This is a genomic window from Streptomyces sp. NPDC086787 (assembly GCF_044745865.1).
GTDB lineage: Bacteria > Actinomycetota > Actinomycetes > Streptomycetales > Streptomycetaceae > Streptomyces.
Map to the genome: position 1 here is coordinate 721,316 of NZ_JBIVBC010000001.1, position 23,395 is coordinate 744,710.

Sequence of the window (23,395 nt, forward strand, 5' to 3'; positions counted from 1 at the left end):
TCCCCCAACCCAAGGAACGCATGAACAACGCAGTGAACGACGGGGTCTGGTCCGGCAGCTGGGTCGCCGAGCGGCTCGGGGTCCGGCTGACGGGCGACGACGCGCTGACGGACCTCGTCGGGCTCGCGCTGCGCCGCAACCCGAAGCGGGCCCATCTGCTGGTCTCCAACGTGCTGGGCAAGCACGTGCCGCAGTCGCCCGCCGTGGTCCACGGGCAGGGGGTGGCGTTGGGCCGCAGGGTGCGTGAGCTGCTCGGCGAGCAGGAGTCCGCGGAGGCGGTCGTACTGGGCTACGCGGAGACCGCGACGGGCCTCGGCCACTCGGTGGCCGACGGCCTGGGCGCGGCACCCTGTCTGCACTCCACCCGCCGCCCGGTGCCCGGGGTCGCGGCGGCGGGCGGCTTCGAGGAGTCCCACTCCCACGCCACCTCGCACCTGCTGCTGCCGGAGGACCCGGCCCTGCTGGCCGGCACCGGCCCGCTGGTCCTGGTGGACGACGAGTTCTCCACCGGCAACACGATCCTCAACACCATCCGCGACCTGCACGGACGCCATCCGCGGAAACGTTACGTCGTGGTCGCCCTGGTGGACATGCGATCCCCCGGGGACGCCCGCCGCCTGAACGCCTTCGCCGCCGAGACGGGCGCCCGGGTGGACGTGGTGGCCACCGCCTCGGGAACCGCGATCCTCCCGGAGGGGGTGCTGGAGCGCGGGCAGGAACTGGTGGCGCGCCATGAGACGACCGCTCCGGACACGGACACTCCGCCGGGTGCCGCGGGCCGGATCACCCGGGTGGAGCTGCACTGGCCCGCCGGTCTCCCCGACGGCGGCCGGCACGGCTTCACGCCCGCGCACCGGGACCGGCTGGAGCGGGCCCTGCCCGGCATGGCAGCCCGGGTCGCCGAGGCGATACCGACCGACGCGCGACGGGTGCTGGTCCTCGGATTCGAGGAGCTGATGTACGCGCCGCTGCGGCTGGCCGGCGAGCTGGAGCGCGGGCTCGACGCCGAGGTGCGCTACTCCACCACCACCCGGTCACCCGTCCTCGCCGTCGACGACCCCGGATACGCGATACGCAGCCGCCTCGCCTTCCCCGCCCACGACGACCCCGCCGACGGGCCCGGTGAGCGTTACGCCTACAACGTCGCTGGCGGTGACTTCGACGCCGTCGTGGCGGTGGTCGACTCCGTCGCCGACACGGCCGCGCTGCACGCCCCCGACGGCCTGCTGGCCCGGCTCGCCGCGCATGCGCCGCACGTCCTGCTCGCCGTCGTACCGTCGTACGTCCCCTCCGACGAAAGATCCCCCATGCTGCCCGAGCCGCTGCGCGGTCCCGCCTTCTCCTCCTACCCGCCGGACGAGGTCGGCTGGCTGCTCCAGGACCTCTCGGACGTGACGCTGGAGGCGCCGACCGAGGAGCGCGAGGAGGCGATCCAGAGCGGCGGCGCGCACTACGCCGAGTCGCTGCCGGTGGAGTACCAGCCGACCGAGCAGTACCAGGCGCTGTTCCACGCGGCCCTCGACGAGTCGGCCGAACGCCTCGCCAGGGCCGTCGGCGTGGTCACGGAAACGGTGATCGCCGAGCGGTCCCCGCGCCCGGTGCTGGTCTCCCTGGCCCGCGCGGGCACCCCGGTCGGCGTGCTGATGCGCCGCTGGGCCGCCCACCGCCACGGCCTGGACCTGCCGCACTACGCCGTCTCCATCGTGCGCGGCCGCGGCATCGACGCCAACGCGCTGCGGTGGCTCGCGGCGCACCACGACCCGCGCGACGTCGTCTTCGTGGACGGCTGGACCGGCAAGGGCGCGATCAGCCGCGAACTCGCCCAGGCGATCGAGGAGTTCGAGGCGACCGAGGGCATCACCGGGTTCGACCCGGAGATCGCCGTACTCGCCGACCCCGGCTCCTGCGTGCGCACCTACGGCACCCGTGACGACTTCCTGATCCCGTCCGCCTGCCTCAACTCCACCGTCTCGGGCCTGATATCGCGCACGGTCCTGCGCGCGGACCTCGTCGGCCCGAACGACTTCCACGGCGCCAAGTTCTACCGCGAACTCGCCCCCGCGGACGTGTCGACGGCCTTCCTGGACGCGGTGTGCGCGCACTTCCCGGCCGCCGCCGACGCGGTCGACGCGGCCGTGAAGGAACTGCTCGCCGCCGACCGCACCCCGACCTGGGAGGGCTGGGCCGCGGTCGAGCGGATCAGCGAGGAGTACGGCATCCACGACGTGAACCTGGTCAAGCCCGGCGTCGGCGAGACCACCCGGGTCCTGCTGCGCCGTGTGCCGTGGAAGATCCTGGCCCGTGCCGGGGCCGGCGCCGACCTGGCCCACGTGCGCCTGCTGGCCGAGCAGCGGGGCGTACCGGTCGAGGAGGTGGCGGAACTGCCGTACACCTGCGTCGGCCTGATCCATCCCAAGTACACGCGTGGCGCGACCGGCGCCGACGGCAAGGCGGTGACCCTCTGATGCCGGTGCTGGTGGCGAGCGACCTCGACCGCACGCTCATCTACTCCGCCGCGGCCCTGGCACTGACCATGCCGGACGCGCGGGCGCCCCGGCTGCTGTGCGTGGAGGTGCACGAGAGCAGACCGCTGTCGTATCTGACCGAGACGGCGGCGGCGCTGCTGGCCGAGCTCGGTGACGAGGCCGTCTTCGTGCCGACGACCACCCGCACCCGCAAGCAGTACCAGCGGATCAACCTGCCCGGCCCGGTGCCGCAGTACGCGATCTGCGCCAACGGCGGCCACATCCTGGTGGACGGCGTCTCGGACCCCGGCTGGCACGCCCGGGTGCTGGACCGGCTGGCCGACGAGTGCGCCCCGCTGGACGAGGTGCGCGCCCGGCTGGCCGAGACCGCCGACCCGGTGTGGCTGCGCAAGCACCGGGTGGCCGAGGACCTCTTCGCCTATCTGGTGGTCGAGCGCGAGCTGCTGCCCGAGGAGTGGGTCAAGGAACTCGCGGTCTGGGCGGAGGGCCGGGGCTGGACGGTGTCCCTCCAGGGCCGCAAGATCTACGCCGTGCCGAAGCCGCTCACCAAGAGCGCGGCCCTGCGCGAGGTCGCCCGCCGCACCGGCGCCGATCTCACGCTGGCCGCCGGTGACTCCCTGCTCGACGCCGACCTGCTGCTCGCCGCCGACCGGGCCTGGCGGCCGGCCCACGGCGAGCTGGCCGACGCCGACTGGACCGGCCCGGAGGTCGTCGCACTGCCGGAGCGCGGCGTGCTGGCCGGGGAGCGGATCCTGCGGGAGTTCCTGAGGGCGGCCCGCCGGCCGCCCTCCTGAGGCCCCCGGGTCAGCCGCAGCAGCCGCCGCCGCAGCACCCGCCGCCTCCCCCTGACCCGGGGGAGGGGGCAGGTGCGGTCGCCGTACCGGCGACAGCTACTGTCGAGAGCAGTTTCACCGTGTCGTCGTGGCCCGTGGGACACGTGGCGGGGTCGGCGGACTGTGCCATGGGACGGTTCAGTTCGAAGGTGTCGCCGCAGGTCCGGCAGCGGTACTCATAGCGAGGCATGAACTCAGGCTAGCGGGCGTGACGGTTATCACGGCACCTGAGAACTGCATGAGTGTTCGTTCCTGTCGGATACTTGTGCGGAGATTCTGAAAAGATCACTGATAATTTAGGCGGGCCGCGAGGAGCCGTTAGACCGGGGGACGAGAGGGCTCACAGGGCCGCGCCGACCGCCGCAGTGCCACCCGCTGTGTCTCAACCCGCGCGAGCAAGACCGAGTGCGAGGGAGACGCAGTCGTGACCGATGGATGGCAGCGGGACGAGGACCCGGAGGACGACGGGCCGTCCGATGCTGCCCAGCCACCGGCAGCGGACGAAACCCTGCATCTCAACGTCGCGGCCCTCCGCGCGGACCAGACCATGCAGCTGCGCGTGCCCCCGCCGCCGGAACCCGCCGCCACCGGCAGTCGCGCCGACCGCCGCCGCAGCGCCCGCCCCTCCGTACGCACCCGCGTGCTGAGTGCCCTGGCCCGCGTCCGTGCCACCGTCGGCTCCCGGCTCGCCCCGCTCGCCCCCTACGCCCGCCGTCTCAAACCGGTCTACCCGCGCCCGGGCCGCTCCGGCTGGCGCCGCTGGATACCCTCCTGGCGCCAGGTCCTCGGCGCCTGGGCGGCCTCGATAGGGCTGACCGGTCTGTTCCTGGTCGTCGCCTACGCCGCCACGGACATACCGGAGAACCTGAACACGTACGCCGTCCAGCAGGACAACGTCTACTACTGGTCGGACGGCACGCCGATGGCCCGCACCGGCTGGGTGCAGCGGCAGAACATGCCGCTCAAGGACATACCCGAGGACGTGCGCTGGGCGGTGCTCGCGGCCGAGAACGAGAGCTTCTACTCGGACCCCGGCGTCTCCGTCAAGGGCATCACCCGGGCGTTGTGGCGGACCGTCGGCGAGGGAGACACCGAGGGTGGCTCCACAATAACCCAGCAGTACGTCAAAAACGCCTATCTCAACCAGAACCGGACGCTGAGCCGCAAGTTCACCGAAGCGATGATCGCCCTCAAGCTCGACGACAGGATGAGCAAGGACGACATCCTGGAGGGCTACCTCAACACCAGCTGGTTCGGCCGCGGCACATACGGCATCCAGCGCGCGGCCCAGGCCTACTACGGCAAGGACGTCAGCAAGCTCAACGCGAGCGAGGGCGCCATGCTCGCCGCCCTGCTCAAGGGTGCGGGGCTGTACGACCCCACGCTCAGCAAGGCCAACCACGCGCGGGCGGTGGAGCGCTGGTCCTGGACCCTCGACCGGATGGTCGACATCGGCAGGCTGTCCGCGTCTGAGCGGGCCAAGTACAAGAACTTCCCCGAACCGCTCAAGTCGGCCCCGGCCTACTACACCGGCAAGCAGAGCGACTACCTGGTGGAGCTGGCCGGGCAGTACGCCAAGAAGGCCGGGCACATCTCCGACAAGGACTTCGACCTCGGCGGCTACCAGATCTACACGACCTTCGACCGCAAGCGGGAGAACCTGCTCACCACCGCCGTGGACAAGGCTCGCGGACGAGCCCGCAAAGTCGACCCCGAGGGTGCGAAGACCGCCCACTTCGGCGCCGCCTCGGTGGCCACCGACGGTCGAATACTCGCCATCTACGGCGGCCCCGACCATCGCAAACAGGGCTACAACGACTCCAACGCGTCCACCGTCAAGGCCGGCTCGGCGTTCCTGCCGTTCGTCTACGCCGCCGGCCTCGAACACGGCGTCCGCAAGACCCGCACCGGGCCCGTGCTGCCGGTGACCCCGGAGTCCCTCTACGACGGGGACAACGGCGTCCCGGTCGTCACGCCCGAGGGGCCGTACTGGGACCGCGGCGGCAAGAAGGTCGCCGCCCAGAACGACGGCGGCAGGTCCTACGGGCGGATCTCCCTGGGCAAGGCGCTCGCCCGGTCCGTGAACACCCCGTTCATGCAGCTCGGAATGGACACCGGACTGGACAAGGTGCGCAGCACCGCCGTGGCGGCCGGGCTGCTGCCCTCCACCCTGGGGCCGCGGGTGCCCGCGCTGTCCGTCGGCAACTCCACCCCCAGCGCCATCCGGATGGCCAGTGGATACGCCACGTTCGCCGCCGGGGGCACGCACACCGAGCCGTACTCGGTGGGCCGCCTCACCCGCAACGGCTCGACGGTCGAGCTGACCGCCCCCGCCACCAACCGCGCGATCAGCCACAAGGTGGCCGAGCAGGTCTCCCAGGCGCTCACCGACTCCCTTCTCCTCTCCCACCCCGGCGTCACCGCTCCCGGGACCACCGAGGGGCGTACCGGCTCTGTCGCAACGGCGGGCGGCAAGGCCGGTACGACCGTCGAGGACACCGCCTCCTGGTACACGGGAACCGCCCAGTCGGTGTCCACCGCGGTCGTCCTCTACCGCATGGATCTGACAAAAAGTCTTGAACCGCTCCCTCTCAAAGGCCTCGTTGATACAACCAGGGGCGGTGCTCCGTACGTCATATGGGCGAATGCCATGGGACTAGGTTGACCCCGGTGGCAGCGTCACCTCCCACCTTCCTCGCAGAATGAGCCGCGCATGATCAGGAAGCAGCCGACCGGCCGACGACGCCTGGACAGCCCACGCCGGGTGCCGCGCCGCGCCACCCGCCCGGAAGTCATGACCCTGACAGCCTTCCTCGTCGTGGCGTCACTGGTGACCGGGTTCCTGGTGCTGAACCGGCAGGACAGCACCACCCCCGCCGGGTCGGCCAAGGGGGGTGACTCCGCTTCCGCGAAGCGCGAGGAACCGCCGTGGGACGGCAAGACCCGGATCATCGGGGACGGTTCCACCTCCTACACCGGCCCGCAGAAGGGCACCCTGAAGCCCGTACCGCTCAAACCCGGTGAGAAGCCACCCCAGTTCGTGGTCTTCTCCTGGGACGGCGCGCTCCAGGGCGACGACAAGCTCTTCTCCCACTACCGGGAGCTCGCCAAGCAGTACGACGCGCACATGACCTTCTTCCTCACCGGCATCTACCTGCTGCCCAAGGACAAGAAGGAGGTGTACCACCCCCCGGAGCACAAGCCCGGCGCCTCCGACATCGACTACCCCACCGACGAGCACATCCGCGACACCCTGGAGCAGCTCCGCCTCGCCTACAACGAGGGCAACGACATCGGCACCCACTTCAACGGCCACTTCTGCAACACCGCGGACAGCGGCAAGTACTGGAGCGTCGACGACTGGAAGCAGGAGCTCGAGCAGTTCTACGAGATCGTCGGGAAGTGGAAGACCACCACCGGCTACAAGGACATCCCCGCCCTGCCCTTCGACTTCAGGAAGGAGGTCGTCGGCGGCCGCGCGCCCTGCCTGCAGGGCCAGGCGAACCTGCTGAAGGCCATCAAGGGCTACAACTGGCGCTACGACGCCAGCTCCCAGGGCGACTACCAGATATGGCCGAAGAAGAAAGAGGGCGTATGGGACTTCCCGCTGCAAGCGCTCCCGAACGGCGGGGTCCAGTCCCTGTCGATGGACTTCAACTTCCTGGCCAACCAGTCCCACGGTGAGGACACCGAGGAGACCGCGAAGTTCCCCGGCTGGCAGCGGCAGACCGTGAACACCTACATGGACGGCTTCAACCGCGTCTACTACGGCAGCCGCGCACCGATGTTCATAGGCAACCACTTCGAGGAGTGGAACGGCGGCATATACATGAAGGCCGTCGACCAGGTCATGAAGCAGGTGTGCACCAAGAAGGGCGTCAAGTGCGTGTCCTTCAAGGAGCTGGCCGACTGGATGGACGTGCAGACGCCGCAGACCCTGACGAACCTGCGCACCCTGGACCCGGCGCAGTCGCCGGACTGGTCCGCCGTCGTCAAGTGACCGCCGGGGATACTGGATTCGTCGGTACCACTTGTGTAACCCCCTTCACAACCGCCTCGGCAGCCATGCGAAAATGCGTTCCTCCGGTAGCTGTGCCGGTGTAGAGGGGAACATCATTGAAATCGAGAAGATTGAGCCGTAAGGGTCGCCGCACCGGCATAGTCGCGGTGTCGGCAGCGGCGGTCGTCGCCGGAGTTGCCCTGGTGCCCACCTGGAGCGCCGGCGCGGCTGTCGTGGACGACCCGACGGTGAACGCCGCCACCAAGGCGACGTTCCAGAAGCTGGCCGACGCGGTCTTCACCGACCGCACCGACGCCCTGGTGTCCGGCGGACAGAAGCGAGCCGGCTCGCTCACGGCCGGCTTCCGCGGTGACGTCAAGCTGTCCGACACCCAGTCGCGCGCGGAGAAGTCCGCGCTGAACGAGCTGCGCGGCCGCCAGTCCCGCCTCGCGTCGCTGGGTGAGAAGTACAGCGCCGGCAGCACCAAGGTCACGCTGGACGCGACCCGGGTGACCGGCCGTACCGCCAAGGCGGACGTCACCGAGATCACCACGCTGAACTACGCCGACGTCAAGGGCAAGGAGCCCAAGACGACCGGCTTCCAGGCCCACCACGAGCTGACGTTCAAGGCCGACCGGCACGGCGTCTGGCAGCTGACCAAGGTCCGCGACACCGACGACGGCTACCTCGCCGTCAACCAGGTGGCCGCGCCGGCCGCGGTCGCCGCAGTCAAGGTCGCCACCGCCGACGACGACAACCCGCCGTCCGCGGCGAAGTCGGCGACCACCTGGCCCGCGCCCGCCAAGACGAAGAAGCTCACGGGCGGCGCGTACGACTACAACGCCATGGTCGCCTACGCGACGAAGTACTGGAAGAACTACAACACGGCCTACCCGGACTTCAACGGGCAGGGCGCGGGCGGTGACTGCACCAACTTCGTCAGCCAGTCCCTGAAGGCCGGTGGCTGGAAGCACGTCCCGGGCTACACGAACGACTTCCACAAGTGGTTCGGCAACGCCGACATCCAGTCGGACTCCTTCATCGGCGTCAACGAGTTCTCCTGGTTCGCGCTGTCCTCGAAGCGGGTCACCAGCCTGGCGAACGTCTACCAGATGGACCTGGGTGACGTGCTCCAGATGGACTTCAACAAGGACGGGTCCAAGGACCACTCCATGATCGTCACCTACCGCAGCCCGCAGGGCGTGCCGTACGTGTCGTACCACTCCACCAACACGTTCAACCGCTCGGTGGCGAGCCTCGTCGCGTCGTTCCCGACCGCGGCGTTCTACGCCTACCGCACCTGATCCTGCCGGTCCCGCCGCGCCGGCTCCGGGTCACCGGAGTCGGGGTGGCGGGACCGCCAGTACGGGTTGTCGCGCGGCAGGGTCGAACCGACCCTGCCGTACATCCCGAACACCATCAGGAGCAGCCCGACCACAAAGCTGAACAGCACGTTCTGGATCTTGAAGGCCAGGAAGTTGTAGTCGCTGTCCAGTAGGGACAGGTTGAGGAACCCGTTCAGCAGGAACAGGATGCCCAGCGTCATGTTGAGCGTGGACGCGAAGTTCCCGCCGACCACCATCCCCACGAACAGCAGCAGTCCGATGCAGATGGACAGCACACTGAGCGTGCCGTTGGTGTTCAGCCCGACGACGCTGGCCCCGCCGGTGTCGAAGAAGCCGATGTGGCGGATCACGCCGAAGACGCCGAAGACGACCAGGAACGCGCCCATCAGGCCCGCCCCGACCCGGTAGACCGTGTTCAGCCGATGGTCCACGGGAAGATGGTCGTCGATCCGGGTCCGCCGCCGGGTCTGATGCGTCTCGTGAGTCGAGTGCGTGGCCATGTCCGCCTCCTTCGCTCGCGAGCGGAGGTCTCACACGTACGTCCCAATATCCGCCCGCCACGCGTCGGCGGCAAAATGTCGGCGGCGGACGGCGGCGCGGGCGTCGGTGGCGGACGGCGGGCCGGTCAGTGCGTGCCGCGCTCCTCGCGGATCTGCGACACCACCCGCGCCACCGACCGCCGCACCTCCTCCGTCTCGGTCAGGAAGTGCCAGTAGTCGGGGTGGCGGCCCTCCAGCGCGGTGACGGCCCGGTCCAGCCGGCCCACCGCGTCGTCCAGCGGCCGGGCATGCCGCGGCTCGGGCGTCGTACGGCCGGTCATGGCCAGCCGCTGCGCGTCCCGGATCGCGAACCGGGTCCGGTCGATCTCCTGCTGCGGGTCCTTCTGCACGGCGTTCAGCCGGGTCAGCCGGTCACCTGCGGCCGACACCGCCTCGTCGGTGGTGTTCAGCAGCGCCCGCACGGTCGACAGCAGCGAGGTGGCGTCCGCCCACCGCTGCTCGTCCCGGGCGGTCCGCGCGTCCCGCAACTTCAGCTCCGCCTGCCGCACGTTCTCCGCGGCCTGCTCGGGCACGTGCTGGAGATCCTGCCAGCAGGCGGCAGCGAACCTGCGGCGCAGCTCGCTCAGCACCGGGTCGACCTGACCGGTGCGGGTGGTCAGGGCCTGCGCACGGGTGCGCAGGGACACCAGCCGGTGGTCGGTCTCGGCGGCCCTCTCCGGCAGCCGCACGGCCTCCACGCGGACCGCCTCGGCCTCCCGCTGCACCCGCTCGGCCCGCTCCAGCGTCTGCGGCACGCCGTGCTGCCCGGCGCCCTGGTTCAGCCTGGTCAGCTCCGGGGCCAGGGCCGCCAGCCGGGCGGCGAGGTCGTCCGCCCGCAGCCCGGAGCCGCGCGCGGTGTCCAGGGCGCCGGACGCGGCCAGCAGCGCCTGCCTGGCCCGCTCGACGGCGGGCGCGAGCCGGGCCAGCTGGGTCTCGGCCTTGCCCAGCAGCGGCCCGAGCCCGTCTTCGAAACGGTCCAGCTCCCCTTTGACGCGCACCAGTTCGTCCTTGGCCGCGGCCAGCTCGGTGCGGGCCCGGGTGGCCGTCGCCGCCTCCAGGTCGTCGCGGTCGAGGTCGTACGCGTCGATCGTGGTGATGTAGCGGTCGCTGACCTCGTCGATACGGCGGCCGAGGGCCTCGAAGTCCGAGACCGCGCGGCGGGCGGCGGGGGAGTCGTCCACGGCCGTGATGGTCTCTATGGAGATCCGCAGGTCGCGCTGGGCGGTGTCCAGCTCGTAGAAGGCGGCCGCGGCCGCGTCCTTGGCGGCCTGCGCCTCGGCCCGCTGGCCCTCCGCGCGCCCGCCGAACCAGCGCCGAGTGCTTGTCCCCGCCAAAATCCCTCTCCCGTGCAGTGGGCCACCCTGGGTGATGACATTCTCCCACTCGTAGTGGACGAACACACGGGCCGGTCGGTTCGCGGTGTCCGCGGCGAGGTGCGGCGTCCGCTGCGGAATACGGGTTTGCGGGACAGGGTCTCTGGCCATGTAGGCTGTCCACTCGTCCCGGGTGCGTAGCTCAGGGGTAGAGCGCCTGCCTTACAAGCAGGATGTCGGCGGTTCGAAACCGTCCGCGCCCACTCCGGGAAGAAGGCCCCGGCCGCGTCTCAGCGGCCGGGGCCTTCTCCGTGACCGGGGCTTCAGCGGGCGGTGGCCCGCAGCTCCCGCACCAGGCGGGCGGCCACCGGGACGGGCACGTCATGGCGGTGCGCCGCACGGAGCAGGGCCTCGCCGATGGCGTCCAGTTCGAGGGGGCGGCCCGCCTCCGCGTCGCGCTGCATGGACGACTTCGTGGCCGCCGGGAAGGCGTCGTAGCGGGCGAGGGCCCGAGCCGGGTCCGACGGGGCGCCGCACGCCGTGGCCACGGCCGTGGTCTCCGTCACGAGGGCGACCAGTTCCTCGCGGTGGCGGGCGCGGATCTCGCCCACGGGGAGGCCGTAGCGGGTGGTCAGCAGCGCGAACGGCGCGAGGAACGACATCTTCGCCCACAGGGCGGCCGTCTCGTCCTCGTGGACCCGGGTGACCGGACCGGCGGCGTTCAGGGCCGCCGCGAGCGCGTCAAGACGCGGCCGGGACACCGGATCGCCCGCCAGGTCGATCTCCGCGAAAGGGCTGCCGTGCTCGATCAGACCGGGAGCCAGCCGGGTCGACTCCACCCGGATCACGGCCGGGGCCACCAGGTCGGCGCGGTAGCGGGCGCGCAGCAGCGCGGGGTGTTCCACCCCGTTCAGGAACGGTACGAGGAGCCCGTCACCGAGCGCGGCGGACGGAACGCGGGTGAGGGCCGCGTCGAGCGCGGTGTGCTTGACCGCGACCAGGCAGGCGTCCACGGGCTCGCGCAGCGCGGTGTCCGCCTCCACGGCGGCCGTGAAGTCGCCGAACACGGCACTGCGGACGCGGATTCCACCGGTGCGCAGTGCCTGCGCGGTGTCGTCCCCGGCCAGGCAGATCACGCGGTGCCCGGCACGGGTGAGCAGCCCCGCCAGGAGACCGCCGATGCCACCGGGGCCCAGCACGGCCAGGGTGAGCCGGTCGTTCCCCGTCATGTCGTGGGTCGTCATGAAGTTGTTCCTCTCCATCGGGTCGGCCCCGTGTCGGTGGCCGCCTCTGGAAACGGATCTTCGCAGAGCGGCCCCGGGTGCGTGAGACTGGGGGCATGTGCCGGAGCATCAAGACCCTTCGCCCGCCCGCCCTGCCCGACCAGGCGACGGAGGAGGAAATCCGGGCCGCCGCCCTGCAGTACGTGAGAAAGGTGTCCGGCTTCCGGGCCCCCGCCGCCCACAACCGCGAGGCGTTCGACCACGCCGTGGACGCCGTCGCCCGGGCCACCGCCGAACTCCTCGCCACACTGGAGATCCGCGGACAGACGGCCAGGACGACGGAAGCCCGGACCGCGGACACGCCCTAGGTGTATTGATCACGAGCGTTGTTGACACGAACGGGGCTTGATCATGGCGAAGACCTCCGGTGTGGTGGAGGTGTCTAGGCTTCACCGCACGGAGGTCCTCGTGTCCCACCGTAATGCCCGCCTGACCGTTCACGGCAGACGGATCCTGGTCGAACGTGTCCTGTCCGGCCGCCCCGTCGAGACTTCCTCCGCACCTACAACCACCACCGCTGCCACACCGCACTCGACGGACACCCACCCATCAGCCGCGTCAACAACGCTGAAGGTCAATACACCTAGGGCGGCTCGGCCGGCTCAGGACCCGGCTTCCGCGCCTTCCGGCTGGCGCCGCATCAGATACGCCGCGGCCGCTCCCGCTCCGGCCAGTGCCGCGAAGGACACCGCCGTCGCCAGCCAGGTGGCGCCCAGCCACTGGGCGCCGTAGTAGCCGAGGGCGACGCTGTAGGCGGCCCAGGACAGGCCCGCGAGGGCGGACCATGGGACGAAGTCGCGCGGGCGGCGGTGTGCGGCGCCGGCGCAGAAGGAGACGACGGAGCGGCCGGCCGGGGCGAAGCGGGCGAGCACGACCAGGGCGCCGCCGCCCCGGGCCAGGGCCGTGCCGAGCCGCTGCTGGGCGGTGGTCAGCCGCCGCGAGCGGGCTATGGCACGGTCCAGACGCTCCCCGCCGCGCCAGGCCAGGCGGTACGCCACCAGGTCGCCGAGGACCGAGGCGGTGGTCGCGCAGACGATCAGAGCCAGGATGTCCGGCACGTTCTCCGGCACGCTCCCCGGCACCTGCCCCGCCGCGCCCGTCCCGGCGGCCGCCGCCGTGGCCGCCGCGATCACCAGCACCCCGCTGGGCAGCACCGGCAGGAACACGTCCAGCAGCACGGAAACAGCCACCATGGCGTAGATCCATGGTCCCGCGAACAGCGGCACCAGGCCGTCAAGCACGATTACTCCCCATCCCCCTGATTACAGCCGTACAGCCTACGCCCGGGGTGTGACAACACGTTCACCGGGGACTCATACGGTCGGCACAGTCTGCCGTCCCGGCCTGGGGAAAGCGAAGGGAATTACGTCGCCGCGCGCCGTCCGCAGCACCGCTCTCGCCACCGCGTCCGCGTCGGACAGGGTGACCGAGTCCACGCCCGGCCTGGCCCCCGCCGCCGTCACCCAGTGCACGCCCTCGGTGGGCACGCCGAAGGCGAACCGTCGCGCGTGCGCGCGCCCTTGGCCGTCGATCAGCCGGTACGGCCGCGCCGTCACGTCCAGCCCGTCGGTGTCGTAGCCCTCCACCGAGTGCGGCCGGCAGCCGCCGGTCTCCAGCAGCCCGGCCAGCAGCGGGTCGGCGGTCCGCCGCAGCGACGGCTCCGGAAGGCGTGCCTCGACGAGGGCGGTGACGGACACGGCGGAGCCCGGAACGTCGGGGGAGCGGGCCACCCAGGCCCCGGCCGCGGGCCGCACCTCGAGCCGCGGCCCGAGCACCTCGACCACGCCCGCCGCCACCAGCGCCGTCAGCTCCTCGACGCGTCTGCGGGGCGGTCCGATGGAGAGGAAGGCGTTGAGCGGGGTGTACCAGCCGTCCAGGTGGTCGCGGCGGGAGGCGCCGGTCAGCCCGCCGTGGTCGACGACCAGCCGTATCTCGTTGCGCAGGTCGCGCAGTACGTCCAGGGCCGCCTTCAGCGGACCGGCCACATTGCCCAGGGCGGCCTGTGCCACGTCCTCGCGCAGCTGCCCGAGCAGCCAGTCCCGCCAGGCGTCCGGACCGGCGAAGACCTCTCCGTCGTACGGCCGGGACACCCGCTCCCAGGACCAGCGGTCGCCGTCCCCGATGCCGTGCTCCCGCAGCAGCCGGGCTTCCTCGGGGCTGCCGTGCGCGGTGGCGGCGAAGCGCTCCCGGAACTCGGGAGGCGGTCCCGCCGTCGCTCCCGTCGTCGATCGCGCGGCCGTGATCAGGGTGTCGTAGTAGACCGTCTCCACCTCCTTCGCCACCAGCGGCCATATCTCGGTCAGGAAGTCCGGCGCGTCCCCGCTGTCCGCGCGCTTGCGGAAGCCCGCGATCACCTCCGGGGTGAGGACGACCGGGGTGTGCCGGCCGTACGGCCCCTTCGCGTTGTCGCCGCGCGCCTGGTACGGCACTCCGCGCCGCGACCCCGCGTACAGGCGCGGCTCGTTGCCGGACGGTGTGTAGCGCAGGGTGCCGTCCGCGGCGCGGGTGAAGCGGCCCCCGCGGCCCGTGGTCAGCAGGGCCAGGTGGTCGAAGAAGGTGAGGCCCAGGCCGCGCAGCAGCACCGGCCGGCCGGGCGTCAGAGGGGAGAGGTCCAGGTCGGCCGGGTTGGCCGGGGGCAGGTGGCACAGCCCGTGGCGCTCGGCGTGGGCCGCGAGCCGCAGCCGGGCCCCGTCGGCCGCCACGGGCAGGTGGCCCTGCGAGAGCACCACGGCGGACAGCCCGCGCAGCACCCGGCCGTCGTCCAGGGTGAGTGTCTGACGTCCGCCGGTGTCGTCGCCGAGCCGTACGGCTCGGGCCCGGTGGGCCTGTACACGCAGGGCGTCCGGAGCCTCCCTCACCGCTTTCGCGAACACCCACTCCAGGTAGTGGCCGTACCGCGCGCGCGTCGGGTACTCGTCCGGGCCGAGTTCGCCCCGGGCCCACTCGTACAGGCTCGGTCCCGGGCGGATCGGACCCGAGCAGTCCACGCTCTCGTCCGTGAACAGGGTCACCTGGCTGGCCACCGTGTTCATCAGGAGTTCCGGTGACTGCGCGGTGCGCCAGACCCGGCCCGGCCCGGGCGGCTCCGGGTCGATGACATGCACCGTCAGGCGGAAGCCCGCCGGGAGGAGTTCCGGCACGGAGGCGGCGAGCCGCTCCAGGACGCTGGTGCCGCGTGGGCCGGCGCCGACCAGGGCGACGGACAGCGTGGCTGATTCCGGTGCGGACAAGGAGGTGACTCCCGGGCGTTGAGGGACGCATGGCAGCAGACCGTCCGCTGCGGGCGGACGGTCGGCCTCATCATGCCCCCCTCAAGCCCCAAGAGCACTCTGGCCTTCATCACGCCCACGAAACGAACACGGTTGACACGGGCGGCCGTTGTTCCGGGCGTCCCTCTGGCCGTGGGGTTCCGTGGGGCCCGGGACGACGTGGGCGGCCGTCCCGGGCCCGGTGCTCAGCAGCTCGCGAGGTAGTTCGTGAGCGCGGTCTTCTCGGCGGAGTCGACCGAGAGGTTGTAGTAGTACTTCACCTGGACCCAGGCGCGGACGTACGTGCAGCGGTACGCCGTGCGCGACGGCATCCAGGTGGCCGGGTCCTGGTCGCCCTTGGCCTGGTTGACGTTGTCCGTGACGGCGATCAGCTGGGGCCGGGTGACGTCGTTGGCGAATCCCTGGCGCTGGGCGGTGGTCCACTTGCTCGCGCCGGAGTCCCAGGCCTCGGCGAGCGGCACCAGGTGGTCGATGTCGACGTCGGAGGCGGCGGTCCAGGTGGCGTCGTCGTACGGGGAGTACCAACTGCCGCTGGTCGCGGTGCAGGAGGAGTTGGTGACGACGTTCGTGCCGTCCCGCTTGAGGATGTACTCGCGGGTGTTGCAGCTGCCGCTGATGGTGATCCAGGTCGGGAACAGGTCCCGCTTGTAGCCGGTGCGGTTCTCGGTCGCCACGGTGAGGTGGGAGAGGTAGCCGCGGGCGGTGGCGGCGCTGACCGGGGTGGGCAGGGCGGCGGAGGCGCTCGGGGAGTTGAGGAGCGCGGCGGAGGAGAGGAGGCCGGTGAGGGCCCCGAGTATGCTCAGTCGTCGACGCGCGTAGAACTTCGGCATGTGAACTCCCTTGTGGGGGTAGGGGTGTTGGGTGCGAGCGTGGGAATACTCGCGTTGCCCGGTTGCCGGCAGGTGTGCGCGCGGTTAGAGGTTAGTGACGTGCGCATGACACGACAAGGTTTACGGTCGAACTTCTCGTCGCGTACCATGGGGGACGCAGAAGGGGAGTAGCTCCTCGCCGGATCGTCGACATACTGCTCAGCCAGCCTGGGCCGGCGCCCGGAGCCGTACCTCGTGACGAGGCCGGCCAGCGAGACCTTCGGCAAGCAGTGCACACCCGTGCCTCATGGCGCGGGGTCCGTGTGTGCTGCCGTGCCGAGGTGTCTTCGTGACATGGAGCGACGTACAGCACTCTCGGTGGGGCGGCACCCGACCGATTGAGGAACCTTGATCAGCATCACCGTGACGGCACTCGTCTTCGGCGTCGTCTTCCTTGCGGAACTGCCGGACAAGACCGCCCTTGCCGGGCTCGTCCTCGGCACCCGCTACCGGGCCTCGTACGTCTTCGCGGGCGTGGCCGCCGCCTTCCTGCTGCACGTGGTGCTCGCCGTGGCGGCGGGCAGCGCGCTGACCCTGCTGCCCCAGGGGGTCGTGCACGCCGTGACGGGTGTCCTCTTCCTCGGCGGCGCGGCGGTGCTGATGTTCAAGAAGGACGACGGTGAGGAGGAGATCCGCAGGCCCGCCGACCAGTCCTTCTGGAAGGTCGCGGGGGCGGGTTTCACGCTCATCCTGATCGCCGAGTTCGGGGACCTCACCCAGATCATGACCGCCAACCTCGCCGCCCGCTACGACGACCCGCTCTCCGTCGGCCTCGGTGCGGTGCTCGGTCTGTGGGCGGTGGCCGGTCTCGGCATCGTCGGCGGCAGGGCGCTGATGAAGAAGGTGCCGCTGAAGCTGATCACGCGGATCGCGGCGCTGTTGATGCTGGGGCTCGGGGTGTGGAGCCTGTGGGAAGCCGCGGCGGCCTGAGCCGGAGGTTCCGTGAAGGGTTTTCGCCGCCGGTGGCGCAACCCCTCCCCGGTTTTGTATCGTAGAGGAACAAAGTGGCTCCCGCCCGCTTCACCCTGACCGGGCGGGCGGGGCCGCCTTGTCTTCACCACTCGTCCCGACACTCGACACCCCAGGAGCTGCCGATGACGGCCACCGCCCCGTCCGCCGTACCCGCCGTGCTGACGACCCGTGCCCTCCTGCTCGACATGGACGGCACCCTCGTCAACTCCGACGCCGTGGTCGAGCGCGTCTGGCGGCGTTGGGCCGCGGAGCACGGGCTGGACGGGGACGAGGCGATGAAGGTGGTCCACGGCCGGCAGGGCCACGCCACGATGGCACTGCTCCTGCCGGACCGGCCGGTCGAGCAGAACCTCGCCGACAACACGCGCCTGCTCGCGCAGGAGACCGCCGACATGGACGGCGTGGTCCCCGTTCCCGGTGCGCCGGAGTTCCTGGCCGCCCTGCGCGGCGTCCCGCACGCCCTGGTGACCTCCGCCGACGTCGCCCTCTCCACGGCCCGCATGGCCGCCGCGGGACTTCCCCTCCCGGATCTGCGGGTCACCGCCGAGTCGGTCGGCGCCAGCAAGCCCGACCCCGAGGGCTTTCTGAAGGCCGCCGCCGAGCTCGGCGTCGACTCCGCCGACTGCGTGGTCCTCGAGGACTCCGGCGCGGGCATCGAGGCGGGCCGCGCGGCCGGAATGCGCGTCATCGGCATCGGCCCGCGGGCGGCGGCCCACGGGCCGGACGCGTGCGTGAGCGACCTGACCCGGGTACGGGTCGAGCGCGGCGCGGACGGCGCGGTTCACCTGTACCTGGGGTGAGGGACGGCGCCCCGGGCGGCCGGGCGGCTCACGGCTCCCAGGTCTCCGACTCCAGGCCGGCCCGGGTGGCCGGGCCGTACTCGCCGGGGTTGTCGGAGTCGATGCCGCGGTACCACTGGTAGGTGCTCACGGCGTTGGCCACCTGTCCGCTGTAGTAACCGTTCGCCGGGCCGCGGTAGAGATTCAGCTGGCGGAGCCGGAGCTGGAGTTCGGTGACGTCCGGGCCGGTGTCGCCGGGGCGCAGCACGGGGGCGAAGCCCGGCCTCGGGGAGTCCGGGGCGGCGGTCGGTGTCGCCGAGCGGGACTGGGTGGGGGAGGCCGTCGGGGACGGTGGTGCCGAGCTCGGTGCGACTGACGGGCTGGTGGAGGGGGAAGCCGACTTCGAGGGCGAGTGCGACGGCTTCGGCGACGTCGACGACGGCTTCGGCGACCTCGCGGGAGCGGACGGCGCCGGCTGCGAGGCCCCGCCCTCCGTCGCCTCCGGCACGCTCTGGCGTGTGTCCGGGGGTGCCGCCGTGTCCCGTGCGGGTGTTTCGTACGAGAACAGCCCGCTCGCCAGACCCGCCGCCGCGACGACCGTGGCCGCCGCTCCGGCGACGCAGGCGGCGAGCAGGAGCGTGCGGCGCGGCCGTCGCCTCACCCGAGGCTCTTCGCCCCAGGGCGCGCCACCGGCTCCGGCGGCCCTGCCCGCCCGGTCCGCGCCCGCCGCGCCCTCCGCCCCGTCCCGCCCGGCGTCGAACAGCCGCAGGTCCGTGGTGCTCGGGCCGCTCACCCGGCGCAACGGCATGGTCACCGCCGTGTCCTCGGCGGCCTCGCCCCGGTCCGCGGTCCCCGCCCTGTCCACGTCCACATACGGGCGTATTCGCAGCGGATCGAAGTCCTCCACCGCCGCCGCCTCCGCCGCGCGGGTCTCGCGCAGCGTGTCGGACGCCCGCCGAGTGCACCCGCACATCGGCGTGCCGTCCGGCCCTCGCCGTGCCCCGCACTCCGGGCACTGGTGGCTCTCCGGTTTCCTCACGCGTCCATCCCTCCCCGCGGCACTCTAAGGCCCAACAGGCCATAACGAGCTACACCGACCACGATGGAGTCACGACGGGCTCAGGAAGACCCACGACCGACTCACGACCGACGCACGACCGGCTCACGACGGAGCGAGCCCCAGGCAGAGCCCCGGGAGGTCGTATGACCCTCGACACGCGCCCGACAGCGCGGGATCCGAAGGGCACGGAACAGATCCGTGGCAACGTGCTCGTCTCGATCGGCGCTCTGCTGCTCGGGCTGCTGCTCGCCGCTCTCGACCAGACCATCGTGTCGACCGCGCTGCCCACCATCGTCAGTGATCTGGGCGGTCTGGAGCACCTGTCATGGGTGGTCACCGCGTATCTGCTGGCGGCGACGGCCGCGACCCCGCTGTGGGGCAAGCTCGGGGACCAGTACGGCCGCAAGAAGCTGTTCCAGACCGCGATCGTGATCTTCCTGGTCGGCTCCGCGCTGTGCGGCATGGCCCAGAACATGGGACAGCTGATCGGCTTCCGGGCGCTCCAGGGGCTCGGCGGCGGAGGGCTGATCGTGCTGTCGATGGCGATCGTCGGCGACATCGTGCCGCCCCGCGAGCGCGGCCGCTACCAGGGCCTGTTCGGCGCCGTCTTCGGAACGACCAGCGTGCTCGGCCCGCTGCTCGGCGGCCTGTTCACCGAGCAGCTGAGCTGGCGCTGGGTCTTCTACGTCAACCTGCCGGTGGGCATCGTCGCCCTCGTCGTGATCGCCACCGCGCTGGACATCCCGCGCAAGGCCGCCCGGCACGTCATCGACTACCTCGGCACCTTCCTGATCGCCGCGGTCGCCACGTGCCTGGTACTGGTCGCCTCGCTCGGCGGTACCACCTGGGCGTGGGGATCGGCACAGGTCATCGGGCTCACCGTGCTCGGCGTCGTACTGGCCTTCGTCTTCCTGGCCGTGGAGCGCCGGGCGCCCGAACCCGTACTGCCGCTGAAGCTGTTCCGGATCCGCACCTTCACCCTCTCGGCGGTGATCAGCTTCATCGTGGGCTTCGCCATGTTCGGCGCGATGACCTACCTGCCGACCTTCCTCCAGATCGTGCACCGCATCTCCCCGACCATGTCCGGCGTGTACATGCTGCCGATGGTGGTGGGACTGCTGCTGTCCTCAACGGCCTCCGGGCAGATCGTCAGCCGTACCGGCCGCTGGAAGGTGTTCCCCGTCCTCGGCACCGCCGTGGTCACGATCGGCCTGCTGCTCCTGCACCGGCTCGACGAGTTCAGCCCTACCGTCGAGATGGGCGCGTACTTCTTCGTCTTCGGTCTCGGCCTCGGCCTGGTCATGCAGGTCCTCGTCCTCATCGTGCAGAACGCCGTCTCCTACGAGGATCTCGGCGTCGCCACCTCGGGCGCGACCTTCTTCCGCTCGATCGGCGCCTCGTTCGGCGTCGCCCTCTTCGGCACCGTCTTCACCAGCCGCCTCGGCCAGGAACTCACCGACGCCTTCAGGGGCGTACGGCTCCCGGCCGGGCTGTCGGTCCACGCGCTGGAGGCGGACCCGCGTGGCATCGGGCAACTGCCGTCCGCGCTGCGGGTGCCGGCCCTGCACGCGTTCGCGGTCTCGATCACCGACGTCTTCCTGTACGCCGCTCCGGTCGCCCTTCTCGGCGTCGTACTCGCGTGCTTCCTCAAGGAGGACCCGTTGCGCGGCTCCGTCACCGCGCCCGACGGCACCCAGACGCTTGCCTCCAACCCGGTCGAGCGCTCGTCGTACGACGAGGTGTGCCGCGCGCTGTCCCTGCTCGGCACCCGCGAGGGACAGCGCGCGGCCTACCGGAACATCGCCGTGCGGGCGGGGTACGGCGACCTGCTGCCCGCGGCGAGCTGGCTGCTGTTGCGGATGAGGAAGTACGGCTCGGTGGAGCCGGGCGTGCTCGCGGAGAGCAACGCCGTCCCACTGAACGTGATCCTCGACGCCGAGCGTCAGATCGAGGGGCGGCGGCTGGCCGTCCGCACCGGTCTCGACCTCGGCCTGACGACCGAGGGGCGGGAGGTCGCGGAGCGGCTGGCGCGGGCCCGTGAGGAGTCGCTGGCCGAACTGCTCGGCGACTGGTGGGGCCCCGACCGGCCCACCGACCTGGACCGCCTGGTGAAGCTGCTGACCGACGAGATGTGTGGGTCGCGGCGCGAGCAGCCGCAGGGCGGGGCGGTACGGCGGAACTGACGGCCTCAGTGCAACGGCTTGCTGAACCAGTGCTCCGCGTAGAGGGCGTCGTTGTGCGGTTCGGTCTCCTGATAGCCGAGCCGGGCGTACAGGGCGCGAGCCTCGACCAGGTCGGTGCGGGTGTCGAGGACGATCCGGGTGGCCCCGAGCGCACGGGCGGCGTCCTCGGCGGCGCTCACGAGCAGGGCCGCGGTGCCCGCGCCGCGCCGGTCCGCGGGCACGAAGACCCGGGTCAGCTCTGCGGTGGCCGGATCCAGCAGCCGCACGCCCGCCATCCCGACGGGTTCGCCGTCCTGTCGCGCTACCAGCAACTGCCCGCTCGGCGGCGCGAGTTCGGCGCTGTTCTGGGCGGCGATCTCCCGCTCCAGCTCGTCGGGGTCGGTCCGGCGTCCCTCGTACCGGAGGTACCAGCGGTCGCTGACCTCCGTGTAGTAGGCCCGCCACAGTGCGGCGGCGACGGGGGAGTCGAAGGGTTCCGCGGCGATGGCCGGCGGGGTGGCGGGCACGGTGGGCGTGGAGCGCATGGGCGGCATTGTCGGCCGAGGGTCCGTACCCCGGGCAACCGAATATCCGTGGGCCCGTGTCGTGCGCGGCCGTTTGCCGACCCGCTTACGGGCAACCCGGATGAGGAACCGGCCAGTGTGGGCCGGCCGGATGCGGAAGGTAACCATGTCCACAGGCTTGATCATTGCTCTGATCGTGATCGCGGCGGTCGTGGTGGCGGCAGCGGTCATGCTGACGCTACGCGCCCGGGGCGGGCACGGCGGGCGGAACCTGAAGCAGCGCTTCGGACCCGAGTACGACCGGGCGGTGGCCCGGCACGACGGGGACACCAAGGCCGCCGAACGAGAACTCGCCGAGCGGGTCGAACGGTACGGCGGACTGCGCGAGCGGCCGCTGGAGCCCGCGGAGCGCGAACGCTTCGAGGCGCGCTGGACGGCGGCCCAGGAACACTTCGTGGAGGAACCGCGGCAGGCCGTGAGCGAGGCCGACCTGCTCCTGATGGAACTTGCGGGCGCCCGGGGCTTCCCGGACGGCGGGCGTTACGAGGAACAGGTCGACGCGCTCTCCGTGCACCACGCGGCCCACCTCGACGGCTACCGCCGGGTGCACAGCGGCACCGCCACCGCCGACACCGCCGGCGGCACCGACACCGAGGACCTGCGGATGGCCATGGTCGAGGCGCGCGCGTTCTTCGACGACCTGGTCACCGCGGGCGCGGAGTCCGGCCACCGGCACCGGCGCTCGGACGGCGCACCGCGCAACCGCGGCGGATCCCCTCTGCCGCTGACCTCGCACCGGGCTCGACCGAAGGAGAGCTGAGCGACATGACCGACGTGACGCCCGTCGAAGGCACGGTCACAGGCGCGGCAGGAGCCCCGCTCCTCCCGGGCGACGAGTGCGACAAGCTCGAACAGCACCTCCAGAACGCGGTCGTCGGGTTCGTCGACCGCCCCCGGGCCGCCGTCGAGGAGGCGGACCGCGTCCTGGAGGAAATCGTCGCCCGCTTCACCGACGAACTGGGCCGACGCCGGCGCACGCTGCGCATGACCTGGCAGGGCGACGGTGAGGAGGCCCACGGTTCCGACACCGAGCAACTGAGGCTCGCCCTGCGGGACTACCGCGAACTGGCGGACCAGCTGCTGCACCGCTGAACCCGGTTGCATCCGGACCCCCGCCCCGGCCTCGGGGCGGGGGTCCTGGTGTCGTTGCCGCACAACCACTGGTCCGAGGGGCGACGTTCGCACCGGCACAAGGGTGATCCACGCGCGGGAGACGTTACCGATCCCCCGCCCCCCGGTACTGATGGATGCGCCATCGCGTAGTCGGCCGAGGGACGGTTATGAGGAAGTCGCCGGGAATGCGGGTCGTCGGCACGGCCGTCTGCCTGCTCACGTTGTGCACCGTGTCCCCGGCGGCCGCGGGCGGGAACGCCGGTACCGGCGGGCGCGACCACGAGGTCATCCGCCTCACCTCGCCGACCGAGGTGAGGTACACCCTCACCCCGGCCACCCAGACCCCGCCGGTCCCCGCGCCCATCGGGAACCAGCAGGTGTCCACGGCCACCGTCTACAAGGACCACGTCGCGTACGGCACCCAGTCGAAGATCTGCACGGTCGTCGGGGCCCAGGGCGACTTGGAGACGCAGGTCTGCAACGGAGTCCTCACCCTTCCCCAGGGGAAGATCACATGGTCGGACGCGGAGACCTCGACCGGTTCGCCGGACGACTTCTACGACGCCGTCACCGGGGGGACCGGCGCGTACGACAGAGCCCGCGGGGTGATCCACGTGGAACGCGATCCGAACGTTTCGGGCGGTCGCGTCTACACCGTGTACCTGGCCCGCTGACAGCCGGATCCGTCCGGAACGGGAGACGGCCACAGCGGTCCGTCAGCGGTCCGTCGGCGCGTGGCCCTCGTCGCACGCCCGGTCGTGAACCGATTGCGCCGGACGCGGCGGGG

Annotated in this window: 21 protein-coding genes, 1 tRNA gene and 1 pseudogene; 14 read left to right on the top strand and 9 right to left on the bottom strand. The window is 71.5% G+C overall.

Annotation, left to right across the window (positions count from 1 at the left end; genetic code table 11):
* The first annotated feature begins 20 nt into the window (after positions 1-20).
* Both ACIPK3_RS03355 and ACIPK3_RS03360 read left to right on the top strand, forming a co-directional pair.
* Positions 21-2,465 (top strand): phosphoribosyltransferase, encoded by a 2,445-nt coding sequence (locus tag ACIPK3_RS03355; RefSeq protein ID WP_402566216.1) that lies wholly within the window; start codon positions 21-23, stop codon positions 2,463-2,465.
* Positions 2,465-3,280 (top strand): HAD family hydrolase, encoded by an 816-nt coding sequence (locus ACIPK3_RS03360; protein ID WP_402566218.1) that lies wholly within the window; start codon positions 2,465-2,467, stop codon positions 3,278-3,280. Before ACIPK3_RS03355 ends, ACIPK3_RS03360 begins: the two co-directional genes overlap by 1 nt.
* Positions 3,281-3,290: 10 nt before the next feature.
* On the opposite strand, the gene ACIPK3_RS03365 is transcribed toward ACIPK3_RS03360, so the two are convergent.
* Positions 3,291-3,509, bottom strand: coding sequence for a zinc ribbon domain-containing protein (locus ACIPK3_RS03365; protein ID WP_402566220.1), 219 nt, complete (start codon positions 3,507-3,509; stop codon positions 3,291-3,293).
* A gap of 357 nt (positions 3,510-3,866) precedes the next feature.
* Here ACIPK3_RS03365 and ACIPK3_RS03370 point away from each other — a divergent pair, with 357 nt between their 5' ends.
* From ACIPK3_RS03370 to ACIPK3_RS03380, 3 genes are all read left to right on the top strand, one after another.
* Positions 3,867-5,984, top strand: coding sequence for a transglycosylase domain-containing protein (locus ACIPK3_RS03370; RefSeq protein WP_402566841.1), 2,118 nt, complete (start codon positions 3,867-3,869; stop codon positions 5,982-5,984).
* A gap of 48 nt (positions 5,985-6,032) precedes the next feature.
* A complete protein-coding gene (locus ACIPK3_RS03375; protein ID WP_402566222.1) occupies positions 6,033-7,319 on the top strand; it encodes a hypothetical protein in 1,287 nt (428 codons plus the stop codon).
* Positions 7,320-7,486: 167 nt separating this feature from the next.
* Positions 7,487-8,623 carry an amidase domain-containing protein gene (locus tag ACIPK3_RS03380; RefSeq protein WP_402566842.1) on the top strand — a complete coding sequence of 379 codons (1,137 nt, stop codon included), beginning with the start codon at positions 7,487-7,489 and terminating at the stop codon, positions 8,621-8,623.
* On the opposite strand, the gene ACIPK3_RS03385 is transcribed toward ACIPK3_RS03380, so the two are convergent.
* Both ACIPK3_RS03385 and ACIPK3_RS03390 read right to left on the bottom strand, forming a co-directional pair.
* Positions 8,611-9,165 carry a DUF4383 domain-containing protein gene (locus tag ACIPK3_RS03385; RefSeq protein ID WP_402566224.1) on the bottom strand — a complete coding sequence of 185 codons (555 nt, stop codon included), beginning with the start codon at positions 9,163-9,165 and terminating at the stop codon, positions 8,611-8,613. The genes ACIPK3_RS03380 and ACIPK3_RS03385 overlap by 13 nt on opposite strands.
* A gap of 125 nt (positions 9,166-9,290) precedes the next feature.
* Complete coding sequence (locus ACIPK3_RS03390; protein WP_402566225.1) at positions 9,291-10,538, bottom strand: hypothetical protein; 1,248 nt, start codon at positions 10,536-10,538, stop codon at positions 9,291-9,293.
* A 170-nt stretch (positions 10,539-10,708) separates the two neighbouring features.
* Here ACIPK3_RS03390 and ACIPK3_RS03395 point away from each other — a divergent pair.
* Positions 10,709-10,780, top strand: a tRNA-Val gene (locus ACIPK3_RS03395).
* A 60-nt stretch (positions 10,781-10,840) separates the two neighbouring features.
* On the opposite strand, the gene ACIPK3_RS03400 is transcribed toward ACIPK3_RS03395, so the two are convergent.
* On the bottom strand, positions 10,841-11,761 hold the full coding sequence (locus ACIPK3_RS03400; protein ID WP_402566227.1) for a ketopantoate reductase family protein: 921 nt from the start codon (positions 11,759-11,761) through the stop codon (positions 10,841-10,843).
* A 95-nt stretch (positions 11,762-11,856) separates the two neighbouring features.
* On the opposite strand from ACIPK3_RS03400, the gene ACIPK3_RS03405 reads away from it, so the two are divergent.
* A complete protein-coding gene (locus tag ACIPK3_RS03405) occupies positions 11,857-12,108 on the top strand; it encodes a DUF2277 domain-containing protein (protein WP_402566229.1) in 252 nt (83 codons plus the stop codon).
* 180 nt (positions 12,109-12,288) lie between these two features.
* A pseudogene (locus ACIPK3_RS03410) lies at positions 12,289-12,387 on the top strand (IS481 family transposase); the annotation flags it as partial.
* A gap of 15 nt (positions 12,388-12,402) precedes the next feature.
* On the opposite strand, the gene ACIPK3_RS03415 reads toward ACIPK3_RS03410, so the two are convergent.
* From ACIPK3_RS03415 to ACIPK3_RS03425, 3 genes are all read right to left on the bottom strand, one after another.
* Positions 12,403-12,993, bottom strand: a complete 591-nt coding sequence (locus tag ACIPK3_RS03415; RefSeq protein ID WP_402566843.1) for a DedA family protein — start codon at positions 12,991-12,993, stop codon at positions 12,403-12,405.
* 120 nt (positions 12,994-13,113) lie between these two features.
* Complete coding sequence (locus ACIPK3_RS03420) at positions 13,114-15,030, bottom strand: FAD/NAD(P)-binding protein (RefSeq protein WP_402566231.1); 1,917 nt, start codon at positions 15,028-15,030, stop codon at positions 13,114-13,116.
* 224 nt (positions 15,031-15,254) lie between these two features.
* Positions 15,255-15,899 (bottom strand): HNH endonuclease family protein, encoded by a 645-nt coding sequence (locus ACIPK3_RS03425; protein ID WP_402566233.1) that lies wholly within the window; start codon positions 15,897-15,899, stop codon positions 15,255-15,257.
* Positions 15,900-16,286: 387 nt separating this feature from the next.
* Here ACIPK3_RS03425 and ACIPK3_RS03430 point away from each other — a divergent pair, with 387 nt between their 5' ends.
* On the top strand, positions 16,287-16,868 hold the full coding sequence (locus ACIPK3_RS03430; RefSeq protein ID WP_402566235.1) for a TMEM165/GDT1 family protein: 582 nt from the start codon (positions 16,287-16,289) through the stop codon (positions 16,866-16,868).
* A gap of 164 nt (positions 16,869-17,032) precedes the next feature.
* Positions 17,033-17,710: an HAD-IA family hydrolase gene (locus ACIPK3_RS03435; RefSeq protein ID WP_402566237.1), complete on the top strand. Its 678-nt coding sequence runs from the start codon at positions 17,033-17,035 to the stop codon at positions 17,708-17,710.
* Between the two features lie 28 nt (positions 17,711-17,738).
* Here ACIPK3_RS03435 and ACIPK3_RS03440 read toward each other — a convergent pair whose 3' ends face one another.
* Positions 17,739-18,728, bottom strand: a complete 990-nt coding sequence (locus ACIPK3_RS03440; protein ID WP_402566239.1) for a peptidoglycan-binding protein — start codon at positions 18,726-18,728, stop codon at positions 17,739-17,741.
* Between the two features lie 164 nt (positions 18,729-18,892).
* Between ACIPK3_RS03440 and ACIPK3_RS03445 the strand changes: the two genes are divergently transcribed.
* Positions 18,893-20,932, top strand: a complete 2,040-nt coding sequence (locus ACIPK3_RS03445) for an MDR family MFS transporter (RefSeq protein ID WP_402566241.1) — start codon at positions 18,893-18,895, stop codon at positions 20,930-20,932.
* Between the two features lie 5 nt (positions 20,933-20,937).
* Here ACIPK3_RS03445 and ACIPK3_RS03450 read toward each other — a convergent pair whose 3' ends face one another.
* Positions 20,938-21,456 (bottom strand): GNAT family N-acetyltransferase, encoded by a 519-nt coding sequence (locus ACIPK3_RS03450; RefSeq protein WP_402566243.1) that lies wholly within the window; start codon positions 21,454-21,456, stop codon positions 20,938-20,940.
* Positions 21,457-21,601: 145 nt separating this feature from the next.
* On the opposite strand from ACIPK3_RS03450, the gene ACIPK3_RS03455 reads away from it, so the two are divergent.
* From ACIPK3_RS03455 to ACIPK3_RS03465, 3 genes are all read left to right on the top strand, one after another.
* Positions 21,602-22,255: a hypothetical protein gene (locus tag ACIPK3_RS03455; RefSeq protein ID WP_402566245.1), complete on the top strand. Its 654-nt coding sequence runs from the start codon at positions 21,602-21,604 to the stop codon at positions 22,253-22,255.
* Between the two features lie 5 nt (positions 22,256-22,260).
* Positions 22,261-22,587, top strand: a complete 327-nt coding sequence (locus tag ACIPK3_RS03460) for a hypothetical protein (RefSeq protein ID WP_402566247.1) — start codon at positions 22,261-22,263, stop codon at positions 22,585-22,587.
* A gap of 188 nt (positions 22,588-22,775) precedes the next feature.
* Positions 22,776-23,282 carry a hypothetical protein gene (locus ACIPK3_RS03465; RefSeq protein WP_402566249.1) on the top strand — a complete coding sequence of 169 codons (507 nt, stop codon included), beginning with the start codon at positions 22,776-22,778 and terminating at the stop codon, positions 23,280-23,282.
* Positions 23,283-23,395 lie beyond the last annotated feature (113 nt).

What these genes read in the sequence shown, in the direction of transcription:
- ACIPK3_RS03355 (WP_402566216.1), top strand. Translation starts at nt 21, where the DNA reads ATGAACAACGCAGTGAACGACGGGGTCTGGTCCGGCAGCTGGGTCGCC.
- ACIPK3_RS03360 (WP_402566218.1), top strand. Translation starts at nt 2,465, where the DNA reads ATGCCGGTGCTGGTGGCGAGCGACCTCGACCGCACGCTCATCTACTCC.
- ACIPK3_RS03365 (WP_402566220.1), bottom strand. Translation starts at nt 3,509, where the DNA reads ATGCCTCGCTATGAGTACCGCTGCCGGACCTGCGGCGACACCTTCGAA.
- ACIPK3_RS03370 (WP_402566841.1), top strand. Translation starts at nt 3,867, where the DNA reads ATGCAGCTGCGCGTGCCCCCGCCGCCGGAACCCGCCGCCACCGGCAGT.
- ACIPK3_RS03375 (WP_402566222.1), top strand. Translation starts at nt 6,033, where the DNA reads ATGATCAGGAAGCAGCCGACCGGCCGACGACGCCTGGACAGCCCACGC.
- ACIPK3_RS03385 (WP_402566224.1), bottom strand. Translation starts at nt 9,165, where the DNA reads ATGGCCACGCACTCGACTCACGAGACGCATCAGACCCGGCGGCGGACC.
- ACIPK3_RS03400 (WP_402566227.1), bottom strand. Translation starts at nt 11,761, where the DNA reads ATGACGACCCACGACATGACGGGGAACGACCGGCTCACCCTGGCCGTG.
- ACIPK3_RS03405 (WP_402566229.1), top strand. Translation starts at nt 11,857, where the DNA reads ATGTGCCGGAGCATCAAGACCCTTCGCCCGCCCGCCCTGCCCGACCAG.
- ACIPK3_RS03415 (WP_402566843.1), bottom strand. Translation starts at nt 12,993, where the DNA reads ATGGTGGCTGTTTCCGTGCTGCTGGACGTGTTCCTGCCGGTGCTGCCC.
- ACIPK3_RS03425 (WP_402566233.1), bottom strand. Translation starts at nt 15,899, where the DNA reads ATGCCGAAGTTCTACGCGCGTCGACGACTGAGCATACTCGGGGCCCTC.
- ACIPK3_RS03435 (WP_402566237.1), top strand. Translation starts at nt 17,033, where the DNA reads ATGACGGCCACCGCCCCGTCCGCCGTACCCGCCGTGCTGACGACCCGT.
- ACIPK3_RS03445 (WP_402566241.1), top strand. Translation starts at nt 18,893, where the DNA reads ATGACCCTCGACACGCGCCCGACAGCGCGGGATCCGAAGGGCACGGAA.
- ACIPK3_RS03450 (WP_402566243.1), bottom strand. Translation starts at nt 21,456, where the DNA reads ATGCGCTCCACGCCCACCGTGCCCGCCACCCCGCCGGCCATCGCCGCG.
- ACIPK3_RS03455 (WP_402566245.1), top strand. Translation starts at nt 21,602, where the DNA reads ATGTCCACAGGCTTGATCATTGCTCTGATCGTGATCGCGGCGGTCGTG.
- ACIPK3_RS03460 (WP_402566247.1), top strand. Translation starts at nt 22,261, where the DNA reads ATGACCGACGTGACGCCCGTCGAAGGCACGGTCACAGGCGCGGCAGGA.
- ACIPK3_RS03465 (WP_402566249.1), top strand. Translation starts at nt 22,776, where the DNA reads ATGAGGAAGTCGCCGGGAATGCGGGTCGTCGGCACGGCCGTCTGCCTG.